General features: G+C 36.8%; 21 protein-coding genes and 1 riboswitch. Of the genes, 9 read left to right on the top strand and 12 right to left on the bottom strand.

Annotated elements, in window-relative coordinates; genetic code table 11:
- Positions 1-44: 44 nt before the first annotated feature.
- The 3 genes from ACULEU_RS10755 to rmuC all read right to left on the bottom strand — a co-directional run bounded on the left by ACULEU_RS10755 (position 45) and on the right by rmuC (position 5,032).
- A complete protein-coding gene (locus tag ACULEU_RS10755; RefSeq protein WP_445452593.1) occupies positions 45-2,090 on the bottom strand; it encodes an FG-GAP-like repeat-containing protein in 2,046 nt (681 codons plus the stop codon).
- Between the two features lie 40 nt (positions 2,091-2,130).
- Positions 2,131-3,549, bottom strand: coding sequence for an Ig-like domain-containing protein (locus ACULEU_RS10750; RefSeq protein ID WP_445452592.1), 1,419 nt, complete (start codon positions 3,547-3,549; stop codon positions 2,131-2,133).
- 151 nt (positions 3,550-3,700) lie between these two features.
- On the bottom strand, positions 3,701-5,032 hold the full coding sequence (rmuC, locus tag ACULEU_RS10745) for a DNA recombination protein RmuC (RefSeq protein ID WP_445452591.1): 1,332 nt from the start codon (positions 5,030-5,032) through the stop codon (positions 3,701-3,703).
- 121 nt (positions 5,033-5,153) lie between these two features.
- Between rmuC and ACULEU_RS10740 the strand changes: the two genes are divergently transcribed.
- Positions 5,154-6,095 (top strand): DUF4476 domain-containing protein, encoded by a 942-nt coding sequence (locus ACULEU_RS10740; protein WP_445452590.1) that lies wholly within the window; start codon positions 5,154-5,156, stop codon positions 6,093-6,095.
- A 56-nt stretch (positions 6,096-6,151) separates the two neighbouring features.
- On the opposite strand, the gene ACULEU_RS10735 is transcribed toward ACULEU_RS10740, so the two are convergent.
- Positions 6,152-6,415 carry a hypothetical protein gene (locus ACULEU_RS10735; protein ID WP_445452589.1) on the bottom strand — a complete coding sequence of 88 codons (264 nt, stop codon included), beginning with the start codon at positions 6,413-6,415 and terminating at the stop codon, positions 6,152-6,154.
- A gap of 98 nt (positions 6,416-6,513) precedes the next feature.
- On the opposite strand from ACULEU_RS10735, the gene ACULEU_RS10730 reads away from it, so the two are divergent.
- Both ACULEU_RS10730 and ACULEU_RS10725 read left to right on the top strand, forming a co-directional pair.
- Entirely contained in the window at positions 6,514-7,083 is a 570-nt protein-coding gene (locus ACULEU_RS10730; RefSeq protein ID WP_445452588.1) for a pseudouridine synthase, read from the top strand.
- A 49-nt stretch (positions 7,084-7,132) separates the two neighbouring features.
- Positions 7,133-7,585, top strand: coding sequence for a tRNA (cytidine(34)-2'-O)-methyltransferase (locus ACULEU_RS10725; RefSeq protein WP_445452587.1), 453 nt, complete (start codon positions 7,133-7,135; stop codon positions 7,583-7,585).
- Here the strand turns inward: ACULEU_RS10725 and ACULEU_RS10720 are convergent.
- The 5 genes from ACULEU_RS10720 to ACULEU_RS10700 all read right to left on the bottom strand — a co-directional run bounded on the left by ACULEU_RS10720 (position 7,572) and on the right by ACULEU_RS10700 (position 11,608).
- Positions 7,572-8,069, bottom strand: a complete 498-nt coding sequence (locus tag ACULEU_RS10720) for a hypothetical protein (protein WP_445452586.1) — start codon at positions 8,067-8,069, stop codon at positions 7,572-7,574. The genes ACULEU_RS10725 and ACULEU_RS10720 overlap by 14 nt on opposite strands.
- 47 nt (positions 8,070-8,116) lie before the next feature.
- Positions 8,117-8,908, bottom strand: coding sequence for an ABC transporter ATP-binding protein (locus ACULEU_RS10715; protein ID WP_445452585.1), 792 nt, complete (start codon positions 8,906-8,908; stop codon positions 8,117-8,119).
- A gap of 3 nt (positions 8,909-8,911) precedes the next feature.
- Positions 8,912-9,352 (bottom strand): putative Ig domain-containing protein, encoded by a 441-nt coding sequence (locus ACULEU_RS10710; protein ID WP_445452584.1) that lies wholly within the window; start codon positions 9,350-9,352, stop codon positions 8,912-8,914.
- Positions 9,349-10,383: an iron chelate uptake ABC transporter family permease subunit gene (locus ACULEU_RS10705; RefSeq protein ID WP_445452583.1), complete on the bottom strand. Its 1,035-nt coding sequence runs from the start codon at positions 10,381-10,383 to the stop codon at positions 9,349-9,351. The genes ACULEU_RS10710 and ACULEU_RS10705 overlap by 4 nt, the downstream gene beginning before the upstream one ends.
- An 88-nt stretch (positions 10,384-10,471) precedes the next feature.
- Positions 10,472-11,608, bottom strand: a complete 1,137-nt coding sequence (locus tag ACULEU_RS10700) for an ABC transporter substrate-binding protein (RefSeq protein WP_445452582.1) — start codon at positions 11,606-11,608, stop codon at positions 10,472-10,474.
- A gap of 47 nt (positions 11,609-11,655) precedes the next feature.
- Positions 11,656-11,921, top strand: a riboswitch (cobalamin riboswitch).
- An 81-nt stretch (positions 11,922-12,002) separates the two neighbouring features.
- On the opposite strand from ACULEU_RS10700, the gene ACULEU_RS10695 reads away from it, so the two are divergent.
- The 3 genes from ACULEU_RS10695 to ctlX all read left to right on the top strand — a co-directional run bounded on the left by ACULEU_RS10695 (position 12,003) and on the right by ctlX (position 15,384).
- On the top strand, positions 12,003-13,955 hold the full coding sequence (locus tag ACULEU_RS10695) for a TonB-dependent receptor plug domain-containing protein (protein WP_445452581.1): 1,953 nt from the start codon (positions 12,003-12,005) through the stop codon (positions 13,953-13,955).
- Between the two features lie 149 nt (positions 13,956-14,104).
- Complete coding sequence (locus tag ACULEU_RS10690; RefSeq protein WP_445452580.1) at positions 14,105-14,266, top strand: hypothetical protein; 162 nt, start codon at positions 14,105-14,107, stop codon at positions 14,264-14,266.
- Positions 14,267-14,448: 182 nt separating this feature from the next.
- Positions 14,449-15,384: a citrulline utilization hydrolase CtlX gene (gene ctlX / locus ACULEU_RS10685; RefSeq protein ID WP_445452579.1), complete on the top strand. Its 936-nt coding sequence runs from the start codon at positions 14,449-14,451 to the stop codon at positions 15,382-15,384.
- A 71-nt stretch (positions 15,385-15,455) separates the two neighbouring features.
- Here the strand turns inward: ctlX and ACULEU_RS10680 are convergent, their stop codons facing one another.
- Complete coding sequence (locus tag ACULEU_RS10680) at positions 15,456-16,085, bottom strand: chromophore lyase CpcT/CpeT (RefSeq protein ID WP_445452578.1); 630 nt, start codon at positions 16,083-16,085, stop codon at positions 15,456-15,458.
- 11 nt (positions 16,086-16,096) lie between these two features.
- Positions 16,097-16,720: a MarC family NAAT transporter gene (locus ACULEU_RS10675; RefSeq protein WP_445452577.1), complete on the bottom strand. Its 624-nt coding sequence runs from the start codon at positions 16,718-16,720 to the stop codon at positions 16,097-16,099.
- 112 nt (positions 16,721-16,832) lie between these two features.
- Between ACULEU_RS10675 and ACULEU_RS10670 the strand changes: the two genes are divergently transcribed.
- Positions 16,833-17,198, top strand: coding sequence for a CoA-binding protein (locus tag ACULEU_RS10670; RefSeq protein WP_445452576.1), 366 nt, complete (start codon positions 16,833-16,835; stop codon positions 17,196-17,198).
- On the opposite strand, the gene ACULEU_RS10665 is transcribed toward ACULEU_RS10670, so the two are convergent.
- A complete protein-coding gene (locus ACULEU_RS10665; RefSeq protein ID WP_445452575.1) occupies positions 17,195-18,691 on the bottom strand; it encodes a sodium:solute symporter in 1,497 nt (498 codons plus the stop codon). The two genes, ACULEU_RS10670 and ACULEU_RS10665, sit on opposite strands and share 4 nt — an antisense overlap.
- Positions 18,692-18,889: 198 nt before the next feature.
- On the opposite strand from ACULEU_RS10665, the gene recR reads away from it, so the two are divergent.
- Together recR and ACULEU_RS10655 are read left to right on the top strand one after the other, a co-directional pair.
- Complete coding sequence (gene recR / locus ACULEU_RS10660; RefSeq protein WP_445452574.1) at positions 18,890-19,510, top strand: recombination mediator RecR; 621 nt, start codon at positions 18,890-18,892, stop codon at positions 19,508-19,510.
- A 77-nt stretch (positions 19,511-19,587) separates the two neighbouring features.
- Positions 19,588-20,376 carry a polysaccharide biosynthesis/export family protein gene (locus ACULEU_RS10655; protein WP_445452573.1) on the top strand — a complete coding sequence of 263 codons (789 nt, stop codon included), beginning with the start codon at positions 19,588-19,590 and terminating at the stop codon, positions 20,374-20,376.
- The last annotated feature ends 1 nt before the right edge of the window (position 20,377 follow it).

Raw genomic sequence — 20,377 nt, 5'->3', positions numbered from 1 at the left:
GCCCTGAATAAGGGCGCTTTGTAGCTTATATAAAAAAGAGTGTATTATTCTTTAATGAATTTTTGCGTATACGTTTTGTTTTCGGTGTCAGAAACCGATACGATATAAGTTCCTATGGTCAAATTTTCCACGTTGATTGGTTGGTTTACATTAGCTGTCGTTAGTACAACTTTACCATTTAGATCATAAATAGATACTGATGAAAGCGTTACATTCAAATTGTCTTTTAGCTGAATATTAATTTGATTTTTAGCAGGATTAGGAAATACTGAATATAAGCCATTATTGAATGTATCGATACCAAGTGTACTACCTTCAACAACTAATAGTTTTTGGTTTGGATTAACGTTATTAAGGGTATCAACAGTTCCTGATGGCCATTTGATAATTATCTGATTAATTATTGTTGCTTGACCAAGTCCAAAATGAGCTGTAATGGTACTCATGTTTTGAAATCCGGTTCCGCTTTGAACATCACGTATTTGTTTGCCCCAGCTTCCATAGATTTCAATTCTTGCGCCAATTCCGTTTCTGTTGCTTTGCATGCCTCGCAAGTTAATTTTCAACCATTTGTTTGTGTTTCCATTATTGAACAATACATTGGTGCCATTCTGAATATCAAGGAAACCATCATTATTCAAATCACCTACAGGTCTGTCGTTATTTGATACTGGATAGGTATTTGGGTTTGGTGTAAAGTGGAAAGCACCATCACCAAACATAATATTGTTTCCAGAACCTAATACGTCAAGAAACCCATCGTTATCAAAATCATGCGCTACATATTCTCTACCCACAGCATTGGTAGTATCATAACCTGAACCAGCAGTTACGCTAGTAAATGTTCCGTCTCCGTTATTTCTTTTAACATTGGAAGAACCATTTGACGTCGAATTTACTCCAACGATAACATCCATCCAACCATCGTTGTTAAAATCACCACATGCACCAGACCAAGTTTGCTCTGGGTTTGCCATATTCGCTTCATTAGCAACATTGGTAAAAGTTCCATCTCCGTTATTTCTGTGTAATTGATCGATGTTTCCTCCAACACCAGAACCACCTTGACCGCATTTTGCCAAGTACATATCTACATCGCCATCGTTATCATAGTCAAACCAGTTGGATGCATAGTTTCCTCCGGTTGGGAAGTCGCCTATTCCACCTTGATTTGGAGTTAAGATTGTTCCGTCATTCATATAATATCGGTTTGGAGCATTATCATCACAAGCAAATATGTCCAATTTACCATCATTATTCAAATCGATAAAATTAGTTCTTTGAACTAAATAAGACTGTGGTTTTCTGTCAGTTATAAATCCAGTTCCATCGGCATTTGCTTTTAGAATACATACGCCACTTCCTGAACCATAAATTAAATCATTAAATCCATTATTGTCTAAGTCTCCAGCAGCTATACTCCATGAAGGTAATACTGTAGTGTTAGTAATAGGGTATGAAGTGGTAGAAAAAACACCATTTTCTCCCTGATAAGTGATTACCAATTGGGTAGTGTTGACAGCAGAAACAATATCATCAAGGAAGTCGCCATTCATATCTACAATACAGTTGTCATAACCACCAGTTATTCCGGGTACTGAAGTTGAAGTGAAAGAAAGCCTATCGGCAGCAGGTGGATCAGCTTCCATAACGGTAAAATCGAAACCATTATTACTATAACGATTGTCAAATGCTACTGTGTAAGTAGTACCTGTAGTTGCAGCAAAACTTAATCGAGATGTTAAGGATCCATTGTAATCGTCATTTGCATCAACACAAACTAGAGAGCCGCAGTTTCCAGTGTAGACAATAATACGGGTATCTGTATTACCATTTTGAGGTAGCGCAGTAGATATGGTGATTTCAATGTTTTGAGTAGCCGTAAACTTATACCATTTTCCTTTTGTTGGTGTAGCATTGTTGTTGTTTAATCCACAAAACGAAGTTGGAGGAGTTCCAGTTTCATCAGTAAATGCTGGAGCGGTTGTAGTTGACCCCAATAAAACGGTTACTGCAGTGCTGCAGTCTGTTTGCGCTGTAGCAAATGAAATGCTAAAGAACAGAACAAGAAAAGAAGTAATTTTTTTCATGTAAAAGTGGATATTAAATTATTTTGCTGTTTGTTATGTTTTAGTTACAAGTTTGAGTCAATGATAAAATATATTCTCGTACAAGCGCTATCCCTTCATCGTGGACGATAGTTCTTCCTAAAAGAGGCATTCTTTCACTTTCATCATTGGTGTTCATTCTGTAATGGAGGATGGATTTGTTATAATTGCCCGGACTAATAAGTCTCATTAAAGTTGGACTAATAGGCTCGTCTGCTTCTATGCAAACACCCAAATTAGTGGAGTTTGCTGTTTCTTCAAAGCCAAGTCGAATAGAGCGATAATCACATCGCGCTAAGTCCTGATGGCAGTGGGCACAGTTGATATCAATATAAGATCGGAATCTCAAGTCCAAAGGCTTAGTGGTGTCGTGATAATCTACAGTTGACACAATATTACTCGGGAAACTTTGTAGATACCCTTGATTTACTAATTTTTGAAGTTGGTTAACATTTCCTTCGTTGTACGCTAAACTATGATTGATGTTTTGTGGTTTAATACCAATTGGAATTCTAACTTCATTAATTTTATGACAAGCATAACATTCGGTTTCAGATGGGATTCGGTATTCCTCATTCACAATTTCTCCATTAGGCTTCTGAAAAGTAAAGTTTTTGATATCGCCGTTTTCAAAATCAGCTCCCGATACTAAATCAGCATCTGTTTGTGAATCATTCCATATGTATTCATAAAAATGCCAGCGATCAGCTTTTAAAACCATGATTCGGGTTTCAATAATTTTGGTTGTATTTCCCGGTTGTATGGTATTGTAATAGAAATTTTTAATCAAAATAGTGCCAATAGGAAACTCTAAAACTTTATCGTCAGCCGTATAGGTTGCCCTAACGTCAGAAGGCATCCAAATAAATCTTTTTTTCAACGCATAATCGGTGAACAAACTACTTGCAGGCTCGTAGGCAACAACATTTAATGATGGAATCAGATTTTTAATATCGCCCATAAAAAAGTGATAATCGGATAGTTTTGGATACGGTACCTGATTTAAATCCACAGTAACAATAGCTACAGCATTTATGGTAACAACGGCATCGTTAGACACGTTGCCATCAGAGTCTTTGACGTTATACGATATTTGAGATGGATTTCCTGTAAAAGTAGGTGTAGGTGTAAAAGTTAATACTCCTGTCGTTGCATCTACATTCCACGTTCCTTGGTTTGCGACCACTAATTCGTTTAAAGTACCATTGCTGTCGGTATCTACTCCGTTCACAATGCTTACAGTAGTTGGAACTGGTATACCACCTGTGGTGTCGTTATCTAAAATAGGAATCACAACTGGTGCTGTGATAGTACTGCTAACGGTATCATCTGTTGCTATTGGTGGATTGTCAACTGGAACATAATCATCATCGTCTGAACAAGCCATAAAAAGGCTTAAAAACAATATGAAAACAAGCGATAGGGAGTAGTGTTTTTTCATAATTTTTTGAATTCGCAACCAAAAATAATAAATAATTTGTAATATCCTATCAATAATTGAATTACTAAAGAAAATTGGATGAATAATTATGAATTGTTTAATGGAAACCACAAAAACCTACTAATTTAACATGATAATACCTTAAATTGAATTACCCATTAAATTCATCTGTAGCAGCTCTTTGTAAAATATTTTCGGGTAAGGATTTTTTGGCTTTTGCTCCCATTTTTTTGAGATTTTCTACTCTATTAATCAAATTGCCACTACCATCAACTAATTTGTTCATAGCGTTATCATATTCGGTTTTAGAGTCTTTTATTTTGTTACCCACTTTTACTAAATCGGCCACAAATCCTTCGAATTTATCATACAATGCTCCAGCTTGACGAGCAATTTCCAGAGCATTTTCCTGTTGTTTTTGATTGGCCCACATGCTGTCAATGGTGCGTAAGGTTGCTAACAGGGTTGAAGGGGTTACAATCACAATGTTTTTCTCGAATGCTTTGTTATAGAGCGATGTGTCTTCGTTAAGCGCCAGGGCAAAAGCAGATTCAATCGGAATGAAGAGCAAGACAAAATCCGGACTTTCCATCTGATATAGATCATGATAATTTTTGCTTCCTAATTGCTCAACATGACGTTTAATGGCTAGTATGTGTTCTTTCAAATACTGACTTTTTTCGTTCTCATCTTCCTCATTGATATATCGTTCATAGGCGGTTAAAGTCACTTTCGAATCGACGATCATTTTCTTACCATCGGGCAAATTAATCACAACATCGGGAAATACGCGATTACCGTCTTCAGTAGTGAAACTCTGTTGCACTTCATATTCGCGCCCTTTTTCTAAACCCGATTTTTCTAAAACACGTTCCAAAATCAATTCACCCCAATTGCCCTGCATTTTGCTGTCACCTTTTAATGCCTTCGTTAGATTTAAAGTCTCCTTACTCATCTGTTCGTTCATTTCGCGCAAGCCCACTATTTGTTGGCGTAAGGCTGCATGATAATCAATACTTTCTTTGTGTGTGTCTTCCACTTTCTTTTCAAAAAGCTGAATTTTATCTTGCAAAGGCGTCAAGATGTTTTTAAGATTTTCTTTATTTTGTTCGGTAAATTTTGTGGTTTTTTCTTCCAGTATTTTATTGGCCAGATTTTCAAATTCTTTAGTGAATTTTTCTTGAAGTTTTTCTACTTCTTCTTTTTGCTCTTTATTGCGTTCCCAAAGATTTTCAAAATCGGTTTCTTTTTTTGACAATTGAATTGCTAATGATTCTTTTTCAGTACGAATTGTTTCGCGTTCCAGCGCTATTTGATGTAATTGAGTTTTATATTGCTCAATCTGTTGGAATAAGCCATTTATTTTTTCTTCAAGAGATGCTTTGTCTGATTTTGAGTTGGCTGCAAATAATGATTTTCCAATGAAAATGCCTATGGCTAAGCCAGAAATCAATGCTAGGATAAGAATGATACCATTAGTCATGAATAGTGTTATTTTTAAAAGTTTAAAGATACACTCTTTCAAATAATTTTTGATGTTAGTAAAATAGTTTTTATTTTGGCATCGTATTTGTCAAGAAAAAATAACTAAAAAATAAAAATTTATGATACGAAGTTTTACCCTTTTTGTGATGTTGCTACTAACTTGTTCAACATCATTTGCGCAGCCAGGAGGACCAGTCGGTCATTTAACTATTTTCTCAGAAGATGGTGATAAGTTTACTTTAATTTTAAATGGAGAACAGATCAATGATGTTCCTCAAACCAATTTGAGAGTAGAGGATTTAAACCAACCGTATTACAATGCTAAAATTAGATTTGCGGACAATACTTTAACAGATATTACCAAAAATAATCTAATGCTTACCGATGTGGACGGCATTTTTTCGGATGTGACCTATAAAATTAAGAGAGATAAAAACAATAAAACAAAGATGAAGATGAATTATTTTTCATCCATCCCGGTTCGTCCAGATTTTGTTCCGCCATCGAATGTACATGTAATTCACTACGGTCAGCCTCGTCAGGTTGTCGTTCAGCCTATTGGAGGTGTTTCTCAAACCACAACCACTACCACTACCCAAACTGGTGGAGCAAGTATTGGGGTTGGAGTTAACATAGAAGGAGTTAGTATGGGAATTTCAATTAATGATCCGGTGGGTGGACAAGTGGTAACACAAACCACTACTACAACAACACATTCTGGTGGTGCTGTTGTGGACCATCAAGAATCGGTTAGAGGATGCGGAGGAAGAAGTTGTATGAGTTCTGGCAATTTTAATGCTGCGTTGTCAACAATTAAGAATCAGAGTTTTGAGGATACCAGACTTAAAACAGCCAAACAAGTGATTACTGCTAATTGCCTAAATGTTGATCAAATTATACAAATTGCCAACACCTTTGATTTTGAAGATAACAAATTGGAGTTTGCTAAATTTGCTTATGATTTTTGTATCGAACCTCGAAATTATTTTAAACTTAATGGTATTTTCTCGTTCAGTAGCAATGTAGATGAGTTATCTGACTATGTCCAAAGCAGACAGTAATGGAAATACAAAACACCATAAAAAGGACTGTCTCAATGACGGTCTTTTTTTTGTGTTCATTCATTCATAAAAGAATACGATTTGTCAAACGCTTCATTTTTAGTTCTTTTATTGGAATAGCTGTTGTAAAATAAGGATTTCGATTTTATTCTTCTTGGAAAATTCATAATCGTTACAATCGTAAAAATAAAAAATAAAAGAAGTAACATCGTCATAAACAGCAAATAGCTGAAATCAGTAGAGTATTTAAGATTGGTCACAAACGTAAATCCAAAAACTAAGGAAGCCAAATTGGACAGCAATAAATAAAGTGTTTTCATATCGCAATTGATTTAGTATTATATAGTAAAATTAATCTTATTTTTGCCATAACGCTTGTACAATCTTACTATTAAATGGTACAATTCATAGTTGTAATATGACAGAAAATCAGCACTTTATAGTTCATAAGCCACATGGCTATTTAAGTCAGTTTGTCTACGAAAAAAAGCGTCCTAAAAAATTGCTTGGCGCGTTATACGATTTTCCAATAGGAACCATGGCAATTGGTCGTTTAGATGAAGATTCAGAAGGATTATTACTTTTGACAACCGACGGAATGATGAGCGAAAGGGTTCGCAGCAAAACCGTTGAAAAAGAATACTACGCCCAAGTAGATGGCATGATTACCAACGATGCGATTGTACAATTACAAAAGGGTGTCGAAATAGGATTTAAAGGTATTCGATATACCACGAAAACCTGCGAAGCTAAAGTCATAACAGAACTTCCGGAAAGCATTGGTGAAGGCAGAAAAATAAGAGACGAGCGTCATGGCCCAACAAGCTGGCTCTCTTTAACGCTTACGGAAGGAAAATTTCGTCAGGTTAGAAAAATGACTGCTGCAGTTGGATTTCCAACACTTCGATTGGTCAGAATCCGAGTTGGAAACCTACATTTGAAAAACCTAAAAGCCGGAGAAGTTCGTGAAGTGGAACATTTTTTCTAAATCCCAATTTCCAATTCCTAAATCTCAATTTCTAAATCCAAAATCCCTCATGCTCAACATTGTTTTAGTAGAACCCGAAATCCCCAACAACACCGGAAATATTGGCCGATTGAGTGTCGGCACCGAAAGCCGTCTGCATTTGATTCATCCCTTCGGATTTGTAATCAATGACAAAAACCTAAAGCGTTCGGGTTTGGATTATTGGGTGCATTTAGATGTTACAGAATACCAAAATGTAACCGAGTGGATGGCGCAGATTAAAGACAAATCGAGAGTTTATCTGATGAGTTCCCATGCTTCAAAATCGATTTACGAAGCCGAATTCCAAGACGAAGACTGGCTAGTCTTCGGTAAAGAAAGTGTAGGATTGAGTCCCGAAGTTTTGGCACTGTTCGAAAATCATTTGACAATTCCCATGTCCTCTTTAATCCGAAGCTACAACATTGCCAATTCGGTTGCTTTTGTAGTAGGTGAGGCAAAGAGACAGATTAGCGCTCGATAAAGTTTATAAAAGAATTCACAATGTTACTCGCTGTCTTTTCTAATGAAGGTTTGGCATCCGTGAAATCATCTTTTAATTTCCCTTCTGGAGAAAAAAAATCGGTTACTGTTGTTTTCTTCAGCACATTTTCTGCATAAATTTCTTTTACCGCAAAAAGCAGCGTGTACGTTTTATCGTCCTGAAATGTAATCTTGAGCGAATACACAATGTCGCAATAATATTTTACGCCCACATTATAATAGTAATAGGCACTTTCATTTCGGGCTTCGATGGTTAAGGATTTTTCAGTTACATTAAAAACATCCGCGCCCTTTTTGTTATAATACGGCGCCCATGCCTTGGAAGCTTCCATGAGTTTATCCAGAGTTTTGTTTGGAGTTTTGATTTCCATCGAAGGAAAACCTTGTGGCGTCAACTCCATTTTAAACTGTGCTGTGGTCAGGGTAATCCAAAAAAGCAGCGTGAGGTTGAGCAAGTGTTTCATTTGTATAGCATTTGGTACACTTACAAAGATAAACAACTGTTGAGGTTCTATAATGTTTTAAAGGCGAATTTCCCTTTCTCCTTGTCAAAAAACAGTGAGTCATCGTTGAATATGGTATCGAAAACACCTTGACTAATCAAAGTACAGGGCTGATTCTGATGAACATTTGCTTCAGTCATCACAATCATTTCATCCGATAGTTGAATGGCCAAATCGATATCGTGTGTCGAAAATAAAATGCATTTAGCCGTTTCCTGAGAAAGTTTTTTGAGCAGTTTAAATACGGCGACTTTATGCTGTAAATCAAGATGTGTCGTGGGCTCGTCTAAAATGATTAGTGCTGTGTCTTGTGCCAAAGCTCTAGCGATTAAAACGATCTGTAACTGGCCATCGCTAATTTCGTGATGCCTTTTATCAACTAAATGCTCAATATGTGTTAGTTCAATCGCTCGATTAATTTGTAGTATATCTTCTGATGAAAGTTGACCCAACCAATTTGTATAAGGCTGTCTGCCTAAAGCGATTAATTCAAAAACGGTCAGATTGCTGGGCGGTAATTTTTCAGTAAGTACTAAGCTTAAATTTTGTGCCAAGGCTAAGGGTTCATAAGAAAAAATATCCTTATCATTCAGCATAATGGTTCCGGCAAGCGGTTTTTGGATTCCGGTTAAGGTTCTTAGTAAGGTGGATTTTCCAATACCATTAGCACCCACTAACGCCACAAGTTGTCCTTCGCCTAAATTTAGATTTAGATTTTCGGCAATGCTATTCGTATAATTTTTGGATTGATAACCAATACTTAAATTGTTTGTGCTGAGTATTTTGAGATGCTGTTCCAAAAATTAATTGATAACAATCGTGAATTCTTTGGACGTCGAGTCATCGCTAAAGCAAATTTGATTGCTATCATCCCAAAAACCATTATTACCGTCGTAATAATCTGGTGGATCAACGGTCAAATGCACTCTGAAAGTAAAACTTCCTGACATTGTTGGGGTTCCAGTAATATAAACTCTTCTGTTCTGTTCCCGATAAGTCATCCCTGGAGGTAAATTTCCGTCTACAGAAAAATAATAGTTGTAGGCATCATCATTAGGCTCGTTAGTAACATCAGCTTGGATGAAATCGGAGTAAGGCAACCCAAAATTTCCGGTGGCTAAGTTTTTAGAATGTATGTTGGGTCGCGCGCTGGCAACACAATCAATTAATTCGGCACATCCAGACAGGAGTAGTGCTGAGAAGGTAATGAGGATAAAATATAGGTTGCGAGCTGTTTCTTTCATATCACATTATTTTTATTTTTTCTACGAATAATTAACCAAATGACCATCGGAGCTCCAATGATAGAGGTTATGGCGTTGATAGGTATTGTAAATTCAAAACCAGGCATTTGGGAAACCATATCACAAAATAACATAATTATTGCACCAATTAAAAGTGTTCCGAAAAATAAAATTTGATGGTTGCTAGTTCTAAACAATAATTTGGTCAAATGTGGAACGGCTAACCCAACAAACGCAATAGGTCCAGCAAATGCCGTAATGCTTCCGGCCAAAATACTGGTAGCAAAGATGATGATATAACGTGTTCTTGAAATGTTGAGCCCCATACTTTTAGCATAATTTTCTCCCAAAAGCAAAGCATCAAGAGGTTTTAATGAAAGCAAACTCAATAGCAAACCTATCATCACACAAATAGCCAAAATGCCAATATTTAGCCATGATATATTGCCGATGCTTCCCATAGACCAAAACGTATATTTCTGCAATTGTTCGGCCGTGCTGAAATAGCTGAAAACACTAACGATTGCACTGGTAAAACTACTAAACATAAGCCCTACAATCAATATTGACATAGTATCGCGTAAACGTTGTGAGACGATTAGGATCATCAGTAAAACCAATAAACTACCTGTGCATGAGGCCAGAATGATTCCATAAGGGGATAATAAAAGTTCAGCAAAAACAGGAGGCAATGTTCCTGCACCAAGAATTACTAAAGCAACGCCCAAACTAGAACCCGAACTCAGTCCAAGTACATAAGGTCCGGCCAACGGATTTCGGAACAAAGTCTGCATCAACAAACCCGAAATCGACAATCCAATCCCAACTAAAACAGCAGTAATGGCTTTGGGTAATCGAAAATTAACGATGATATAGTCCCAAGTATCTTTGGAAGCATACCCACCAAACAAACTCTTGAAAACTTCCTTCACAGGAATCGCAACTTGTCCCGAAGCTATGTTCAACAGAAATACCAGAAGCAATGCTGCCAGTAAAGCGAAAAATAAGAGGGTATTTCGTGTTTTTAACATCAGTTAATGGGTTTGGTTGTCGATACTTTCCCAAAATCCAGGGAATTCATCTTGACGCCAAAGCTAAAAAATATTCGTGTATTGATCGCTACTTTAATTTCTCAAAGAAAAAAGGCTGGTAACCCTTTAACAACTCCGGATGCAGAATTTTCACCAAATCTTTCAATACTAAATCCGGTCGGTTCGGAGCCAATTCATAGTACAATATGCCGCCGGTTTTTCCTTTTTTTCTACTGAAAGTGAACACGTTTTTATTAGTGTACGCATCAAATTTCGCATAATGTGGATTACTATCCGTCATTTCCTGTAACGAAGAAAATTGTCCCGATGTAATCCAGATATCAGCACTTTTTGCTTTTTCGAAAACAGTTTCAAAAGATAGCGAAAGACTACCAGTACCGCTAGTTTCTTGCCACAAATAATTACCATTAGCTTGTTTTAAAAGTAAGCTTCCCCAACTGGTTCCCTTGGGTAAATACCATCGGTCTTCAAACATATCTCCGGCCAAAATAGTCGGAGTCGTCTTGGCTAATTTGGCAATAGCGGTCGTTTTTAGAAAATCTTTTTCAATCTTATTAAAAAGGGCTTCGGCTTGTTTTTGTTTGCCATACAGAGCTCCGAAAAATTTAATCCATTCGGCTTTACCCAGTGCATTTTCTTCATTCCAGTCGCCGTTCAGTATTACTTTCAGGCCACTTTTTTGCAGATTATCCAAGGTTGGGTTTTTGTTGTCAATGCCATAACCAATGATAATATTTGGTTGTAAATCGAGTAAAATTTCAGTATTCAAGTCCTGATTATTGCCCAATTCTTTTACTTTTCCGGCTTCTATTCGGGCTCTGACTTTATCAGAAGAAATATAATCACAATGCGGAAACCCAATTAACGAAGGTACTTCATCCAGCATTTCAAGCGACGGAATATGTGTAGTAGATGTTACTACAATGGTTTGTATCGGAATGGGAATAATCAGGTTTTGCTTTAGGCTGTCGGGAACAATGCCTTTCTTCTCTTTAAGGATGTAAGTATACGTTTTGGACGCATTGGGCCATGGATTTTTAACAGTCACCATCGAATAGCCTTTGTAGTTCTGAATCGAAAACCCTCTGGCGTATCTGATTGTATTTACTGAAGAAATAACGGTTTCGGATTTTGTTTCTGATTTGCATTGTATCAATAAAACAGTAAGCAAAGCAGATACTATAACACTACAAAAGAATCTCATCTAGTTTTTTTTACAAAAGTATTGTTTTGTTTTTACTTTATACTTTACATTTGCAGCCGAATTAAGGTTGCGATTGTTGTTTTTCGGCATCGCATTAAAAGGGAATCGTGTGATTGAGGACTGGAGCTTAGTATCTGATGATTACAGCAGTAAAATCAGAAATCTAAAATCTAAAATCAAAAATCCCGAGCTGTTCCCGCAACTGTAAGCTATCAAGCTTGTTGTTATCTACAAAACCATTGTTCTGATTGTCAGAATGAGAAGGTCAACAACAAGACGCAAGCCAGGAGACCTGCCTAATTCATCGAGTAACAAACTTTCGGGACAAAAGGTTTGGGTATGGGTAAATTCTATGCTTTTCTCCCAAGATTATTAAATTATTGTTGAACCAAAAATGAAAAAAACAATTAGGGCAATTGCCGTTCTGGTAATGCTAAACACTTGTGCCTATGCGCAAGAGCTGGATTCTATCCAAGTAAATCCATTAAAAGAAGTGGTCGTTTCCGACACTAAATTTGCACAAAGCAAAGAAAAATCAGGAAAAGTTATCGAAGTCATTACCGCTCAGGATTTGGCCAAAAAATCAGGACAAAGTCTGGCAACAGTCCTCAGTCAGGCAGCTGGTGTCGAAATCAACGGAAACCAATCGGCCAACGGAAAAAATTTGGGCTATTACATCCGTGGAGGTAAAAACCGTCAGGTGTTGATTTTGATTGATGGAATTCCGGTAACCGATGCTTCCGGAATTAGTATTGAATACGATTTGCGTTTGCTTCCTGTTGAGCAAGTGGAGCGTATTGAAATTATGAAAGGTGCCGCCAGTACGTTGTATGGAACCGGAGCAGCCACAGGAGTGATTAATGTTACGCTGAAAAAATCTATCAAAAAAGAGATTCAGGGTAATGCTTATGTAAATATCGGATCCAATAATACAGCCGATAATCATCATTATAACGGACAGGATTTTAATCAAGGGCTATCCGTAAGTGGTGATGTTAAAAAGGTACAGTATTTTGCCGGAATCAACAGCACAGAATCGAAAGGCATGTCTCAGATTGCCGAGCCAACAGCTACTTCAAATTATGAAGAAGATCGTTTTTCAAGACAAAACCTTTTGGGAAAAATAGGTTTTAAAGCTACCGATAAACTGTCGCTGGATTTCTTTGGAAATTATGACCGCATCAAAAATGACTACGATTTTACTTTTGATAACACAGGTTTTAACGATACAGATGCTAATGTAACCACATCGGAACAAATCCGTTTTGGGTTTGCGCCTAAATACAAATACAGCAAAGGAGAGTTCGTTTTGAATTCGGGTTTTACCAAAATTACTAGGGATTACAACGAATTCAATACCTTTTCTAATACGATAGATTATTCTGTTTATAATTCCAGAAATGTCGTTTTAGACGGATTTAATAAGTATAATTTCAGCAAACAGTTTTTCTTGATTCTGGGCGCCAATTATCAGTTTAGTGACATGGAAAGCACCACACCTTTTAGCGTCATTACTCATGAAAGCACCAAATTCAATATCATTGACGGCTACACCACTTTGGTTTACAATTCTGATTTTGGTTTAAATATCAATGCAGGCGCACGTTTAAATAATCACAGTGCGTATGGTAACAATTTTGTGTACAATTTTAATCCGTCTTACAATTTTAAAACTTCTTTCCCGTTAAAAGTGTTGGCTTCCTACAGCACCGCTTATATTACGCCGAGTTTGTACCAATTGTATTCCGAATACGGAAATCCCTTTTTGACCCCAGAAAAGAATGCCACCATCGAAGCCGGTTTTGAAACCGAACTACTTAATAAAAAAGTCAGATTAAATGCGGTGGCATTTTACCGTGACCAGAATAACGCCATCGATTTTTACTTTGATCCCGTGACTTTTGAAGCTTTTTATGTAAATGTCAACGGAGAAACCAAAGCAAAAGGAGTAGAGACGGCTATAAACATAGCGCTGACCTCTAAAGTACAACTCAACGGAAACTATACTTTTACTCAGGTAGACAAAGCCTTGGATCGATTGATTCCGAAACACAAAGCGAACGCAAGTTTGAGCTATCAACCAACAATCAGAACGTTTTTAAGCTTGGATTATCAATATTTCAATGCCCGAAATGATGCTTTTTATGACGGCACTACTTTTGGTGTTGTAACCACTACTTTGGGCTCGTATCAATTGGTTAATGCAACTGCAAAATACGAACTCATCAAAAATAGACTGACCGTTTTTGGTGCTGCAACGAATCTTTTGAATGAAGAATTTGTCGAAAACATCGGGTATGCAACACGAGGAAGAAATTTCAGAATTGGGTTAAACATCATTTTGTAATTTTGATGGGAAAGCACTCGAAAGAGTGCTTTTTTTTGAGATAGTCGTTCGATGTAATTCATTGAAATTATACAATAACAATATTTAAATTTATAAGGGTTGTGACACTGTACGGTAGTAACTTTATTATAATTTAAAAACAAGAAATTATGAAAACGTTACGCAACATTAGAAACGGTTTATTTGTAGGTATGGCTTTATTACTGTTGGCTTGCTCATCGGGCAAGTATGCAAATTCCGGAACCGCTCACGACAGGACAGGAACAAACGGTGCTACCAACGGTAACGGAAAAGCGCCAAGAGGTAAATAATATTCAGAAGTTTATACAAGAGTTTTTTTTAGGATATTTTATAGTTGTACTTCCTTAGGGTTAGAGAAGGATAGCGCTATGTAAAATAGAATTCCACATCGTACCGCTTTTTTATTTGTTCTGATTTGTTACCTTTGAAAAGACGATAAAAATCAGTACCAAAATTAAAATTAATGTAACCAATGAAACAAACCACCGATTCCATACTGATGATTCGTCCTGTTGCTTTCAGAATGAACGAGCAGACGGCAGTAAACAATTATTATCAAAAAGTTCTTGACGGACTTTCTCCTGAAACAGTAAACGCCAAAGCGCAGCAAGAGTTTGATGCTTTTGTGGCCAAATTGCGTAAAGTGGGTGTGAAAGTCACCGTTGTTGAAGATACCGTTGAACCTAATACACCAGACAGTATTTTTCCGAATAACTGGATATCTTTTCACGAAACTGGCGATGTGGTTTTGTACCCAATGTTCGCCGAAAACCGCCGTGCCGAAAGGCGAGAAGATATTCTTGATGTTTTAGAAGATGATGGTTTTGTCATCAAAGAAATCATGGATTATACTTTGGCAGAAGAAGATGGAGTATTCTTGGAAGGAACCGGAAGTCTGCTTCTGGATAGAGAAAACGGCAAAGCCTATTGTGCCCTTTCTCCAAGAGCTGAGGAAGAACTTATGATTGAATTCTGTGAAGATTTTGAATATACACCCGTAATTTTTGAAGCGTTTCAAACCGTAAACGGTAAACGAGAATTGATTTATCATACGAATGTGATGATGACTTTGGGCGATACCTTTGCCGTCATTTGTGCCGATTGTATCGACGATAAAAAAGAACGCAAAATGGTCTTGGACAGCCTTCGTGGCGATGACAAAGAAATCATCCTGATTACCGAAGACCAAGTCAATAACTTTGCTGGAAATATGTTGGAAGTAAAAGGTAAAAACGAGGAACGATTTCTAGTTATGAGTGAGTCGGCTTATAAAAGCTTAACCAAAAAGCAAATCTCACAATTAGAAGCTCACGTGGAAATTATACACTCTAGTTTGGATACCATCGAAGCTTGTGGCGGCGGAAGTGCTCGTTGTATGATGGCAGAAATATTTCTCCCGAGAGCATAATTTCTCTAAAACATATACTAAAAAAGCCCAAACTCGATATTGAATTTGGGCTTTCTTATTTAGTGTTTCTGTTATTTCTTGATTTTAATAAATTGGTATCCTCCTTTAGTAGCACCCCAAACTTGTTTTCCTTCTTTATCAAATCCCTGATCCCAAGATAGAATTTCATTCTCTAAAACAGTTACTTTAGAATTAGCCCAACTGGCTCCTCTTAACTCACTCGGACAGGTTTTATCTCCGGTAGCACCTACAAACTTATTTCTACTTTCTCTTTTTAATACTACTTCACAACCTTGTTTTAATTCGATATCATTTTCGGTCAGTTGGTCATACACTTCGGGAGTGGTCCATTTTCCAATCCATTCTTTTTCATTTTTTAAGGTATAGATTTCACTAATAAATTCGTTGTCGCTTCTTTGTGACACCTTATAAATTCGTACTCGATATGGTTTGTCTTGCTTGTCAAAAATGGCTTGTTCCACAAATAAATAGTGTCCTTTTTGTTTCCATATCGGAATCATGCGAAGGGAAATGTTGTAATAATCGGTGTCGGCTATCGATTGTTTTTCGGAGGAATAATGTCCTTGCATTATCGATACCAATTCGTTAAGCGCTGAACTATTATTAGATGTTGCGTTTTGACCTGATTTGCAACTAACCAGTACTAAAAATGCTGAAACTAGTAAAAGTGTTTTTGTCATAATGTATTAAATTAAATGCCTCTAATAATACTCAAAACAGAGCTGATGATGTATTGAATTCCGATAGCAATAGTAAGGAAACCGATGATTCTGGAAATAGCTACAATTCCGGAAGCGCCAAGGTATTTTGCCAAATAATGGGCACTGCGCAAAATGATATAAATCAATGCACTGACCGTTAGAATGGCAAGGCATGAAAAGAGAATCTCACTTGTTGTGTGGTGTTCCTCATAATAAGCAATCAATAGTGAAATAGAACCTGGTCCTGCCAACATGGGCATGGCTAAAGGTGTTAATGCGATGTCGTTGCGGTTTTCAATATCCTGTTGTACTTTTTTGTCGATTCCTTTGTTTTTACTGAATTTACCGTTCAATAATCCGAATCCAGAGCTGGCAATAATGATACCACCGGCAATTCGCAACGCCGTAATCGTTATCCCAAAAAAGGACAACACATATTGTCCGATAAAAAAAGAGATGGTTAAAATAATCAATACGTTTATTGAAGTCCAAAGCGAAACACGAGAACGTTCTTTTTTAGTATAATCCTGCGTTAATCCCACAAAAATGGGAACAGTTCCTATTGGATTCAGTACCGAAAACAGAGCTGCAGAAAGGAAAATAAATACATCCATAGTTTTTTCGCAAAGGTAAACTGTGCGTTTTACTTTAAATATTAAATAGAAGTTAAATAAACCTCCCGAAATATAAAGTTAGTATTATCTTTGAAACCTCGTAACAAAACCCATGAAAAATAAAAAAACGTTGGTACTAGGTGCTACCACAAAGCCTGACAGATATGCTTTTAAAGCAATACATTCACTCGTTGAAAAAGGACATTCTGTATTGGCTATCGGTCAAAATACTGGAGATGTGGCCGGAGTTACAATCTACACCAAACAGATTCCGCTTAAGAATATTGATACGGTAACGTTGTATCTGAATCCCTTACGCCAAAGAGATTATTACAATTACATTATCGAAACCCAACCGAAGCGTGTGATTTTCAATCCCGGAACAGAAAATCCTGAGTTCTATCAGTTATTGCAAGGCAATGGTATTCAGGTTGAAGTGGCCTGTACCTTAGTTTTATTGGCTACTAATCAGTATTAATACCTGGTATTCTTTGTCGCAGGTTTGCTAATCAATAACAATCCTAATAGCGTAATCAATCCGTTTACAATAATCAATTCTTCGGCAAATTCATAGTTTCCAAAAAGGGCTTTGGAATACAAACTCAATAGGAACGTTAGTGTTGGCGCTAGAATACAAACTAGTGGAACCAAATTTTCGTTGACCGTTTTTGTTTTTACAAACAACCCAAATGCATAGAGTCCTAATAAAGGCCCATACGTTAACGCAGCAATCTTAAAAATCAGGCTGACCACTGAAGCATCGTTAAAAAAGTTGATCAAAAGAATCACTAGCAACATCAGAAATGAAAATCCTATATGCACCAAATGGCGTGTTCTAACAATATTTGGCTTGTTTTGATTTTCCGCTTTATCCATTCCAAGAAAATCCACACAAAACGAGGTCGTTAGTGCCGTCAAAGCCGAATCTGTTGTAGCAAAAGTAGCTGCGGTCAGTCCCAATAAAAAGATGACTGCTGGCACAATGGATAGGTGATTGAAGGCAATTTCAGGGAACAATAAATCGGTTCGTGCTACACCGTTTACCATCGGAACTGCGATTCCATTTTTCTCAGCATACATATAAAGCAAGGCTCCAACACTCAAAAAGAAAATATTGATAAGGACAAAGATTCCGGTAAAGGTGTACATGTTTTTTTGAGCTTCGCCAATGTTTTTGCAGCTTAGATTCTTTTGCATTAAATCCTGATCAAGTCCAACCATTGCTATCGTTACAAACATTCCGCCTAATATTTGTTTCACAAAATGAGTGCTTTTCAACCAATCTTCAAAAAAGAAAACCTTCGAATAATTACTGTTTTTAACTGCTTCAAAGGCTTCTCCAAACGAAAAATCCATACTGTCACAAATGAAATAGATAGTCAGAAACACCGAAGAAACCAAGAAGAAAGTCTGAAGTGTATCCGTGATGATAATGGTTTTTAGGCCTCCTCGATACGTGTAGGCAAAAATCAGTCCTAAAGAGATAAAAACCGTTGCCCAAAACGGAACTCCGAAAGCGTCAAAAAGATAGCGTTGTAGCACTAAAACCACCAAATATAATCGCGCAGCAGAACCAATGGTGCGGCTAATCAAGAAAATAAAAGCAGCCGTTTTATAGGATACATTTCCGAGTCGTTGTTCAATGTAACCATAAATCGAAGTCAGATTCATTCGGTAGTACAGCGGAAGTAGGACTTTGGCAATCAGTAAAAATCCGAGTGCATTTCCCAATACGAACTGAAAATATTTGAATTGAATATCGGGCGAACCCACCTGACCCGGAACCGAAATAAAAGTTACACCCGACAAGGCCGTTCCGATCATTCCAAATGCCACTAAATACCATTTGGAGTTTTTGTTAGCCTTGAAAAAAGTATCATTATCCGAGCCTTTTTTGCTGACGCTGTTGGAAATCAATATCAATAATCCAAAATAAATAACAATGATAATCAGTATAGTGGTTGGCGTCATAAGTTGGGTTTTACAGTGAGCCAAAATACAAAATTAATGTGGTAATTTGAAAATTTGAAAATTTGAAAATGATTTAGTTCCTAAAGTCAAAATTCTTTATTTCTGTAACATTTTCACAACGGCATCTTTTTCTAAAGCTTCCTAAAACATTTTCAAATTTTCAAATTATCTAATTTTCAAATTACCTACTTTTGCCTCATGGAATTCTCTTCAAAATTGCTCGAAAAGGCGGTAAACGAAATGGCACAATTGCCCGGAATTGGCAAGCGGACTGCTTTGCGTTTGGTATTGCATTTGTTGAAACAACCTTCGGAGCAAACCCAATTTTTAGCTCAGGCATTAACAACGATGCGTGATGACATAAAGTTTTGTGTTTCTTGCCACAATATTTCGGATGTTGAAGTGTGCGAAATTTGTAACAATCCTAATCGAAATCACAAAATCATCTGTGTTGTTGAAGATGTTCGTGATGTAATGGCCATAGAAAATACCAATCAGTTCAAAGGTATTTATCACGTTTTGGGAGGGAAAATTTCACCGATAGACGGAGTAGGACCTAGCCAATTGACGATTACCTCGTTGGTAGAGAAGGTAAAATCAGGAGCCATCGATGAATTAATCTTTGCGCTAAGTTCTACTATGGAGGGCGATACTACCAATTTTTATATTTTCAGACAAATCAAAGATTATGATATCAAAACATCGACCATTGCACGTGGAATAGCTGTTGGCGACGAATTAGAATATGCCGATGAAGTTACTTTAGGGCGCAGTATTTTGAATAGAATACCGTTTGAAAATACCTTAAAAAACATATAACAAAATAATAGCAAGCTACATTTTTGTAATTAGAATTGAAAAACTATCTTTGTTTGCTAAATTTTTTATCTAAAATAATGAACCCACCCAAAATATATTTATTACTTCTTTTCAGCGTTCTTTTGACTTCATGTATTCCAAGTAAGGATTTGATTTATTTGCAAAAGAGCGAAGCTTCTAATAATCAAGCCGTAGAGCAAGTAAATGTGAAGCCATACCGACTTCAAACTAATGACATTATGATCATCAATATTAAAGCGATTGATCCTAAATTAGTTGAAATATTTAACTCGGGTGTGAATCAAAGTACACTGGCAGGAAATGAAATGGGGAATTATTTTTCTGGTTATTCTGTCGATGATCATGGTAATATTCGACTACCGATACTTGGTGATGTTAATGTATTAGGTTTTACAGTAGATCAAGTTAGGGTTAAAATTGAGGAAATGCTTTTGGAGCGTTATTTCAAAACTGAAGCCGGAATTTTTGTTATTGTGAAATTGGCAGGATTCAGATATACTGTTAACGGCGAAGTTGCGAAAACAGGAACCAACGTGCTTTATCAGGATAAGGTAAATATTATGGAGGCTATTGCCAACTCTGGCGATATTACTGTTACAGGTGACCGTAAGGATGTAAAAGTCATTAGAAGATATCCACAAGGAAGCGAAACATTTAGTATCGACTTGACCGATAGTAAAGCAACGGATTCACCAGTTTTTTATCTTCAGCCGAATGATTATATTTATGTAAAACCATTGAAACAGAAAACTTGGGGAACAGGTAAAACCGGTATTGAGTCTTTGTCTACAGTTATTACACTATTATCCTTAGCAACAACAACCTTTTTGTTACTTAGAAATTAAT

Source organism: Flavobacterium sp. 25HG05S-40 (assembly GCF_052654735.1).
The sequence above is the reverse complement of the archived record's forward strand: the minus strand, read 5'-3'. Positions and strand labels throughout refer to the sequence as shown.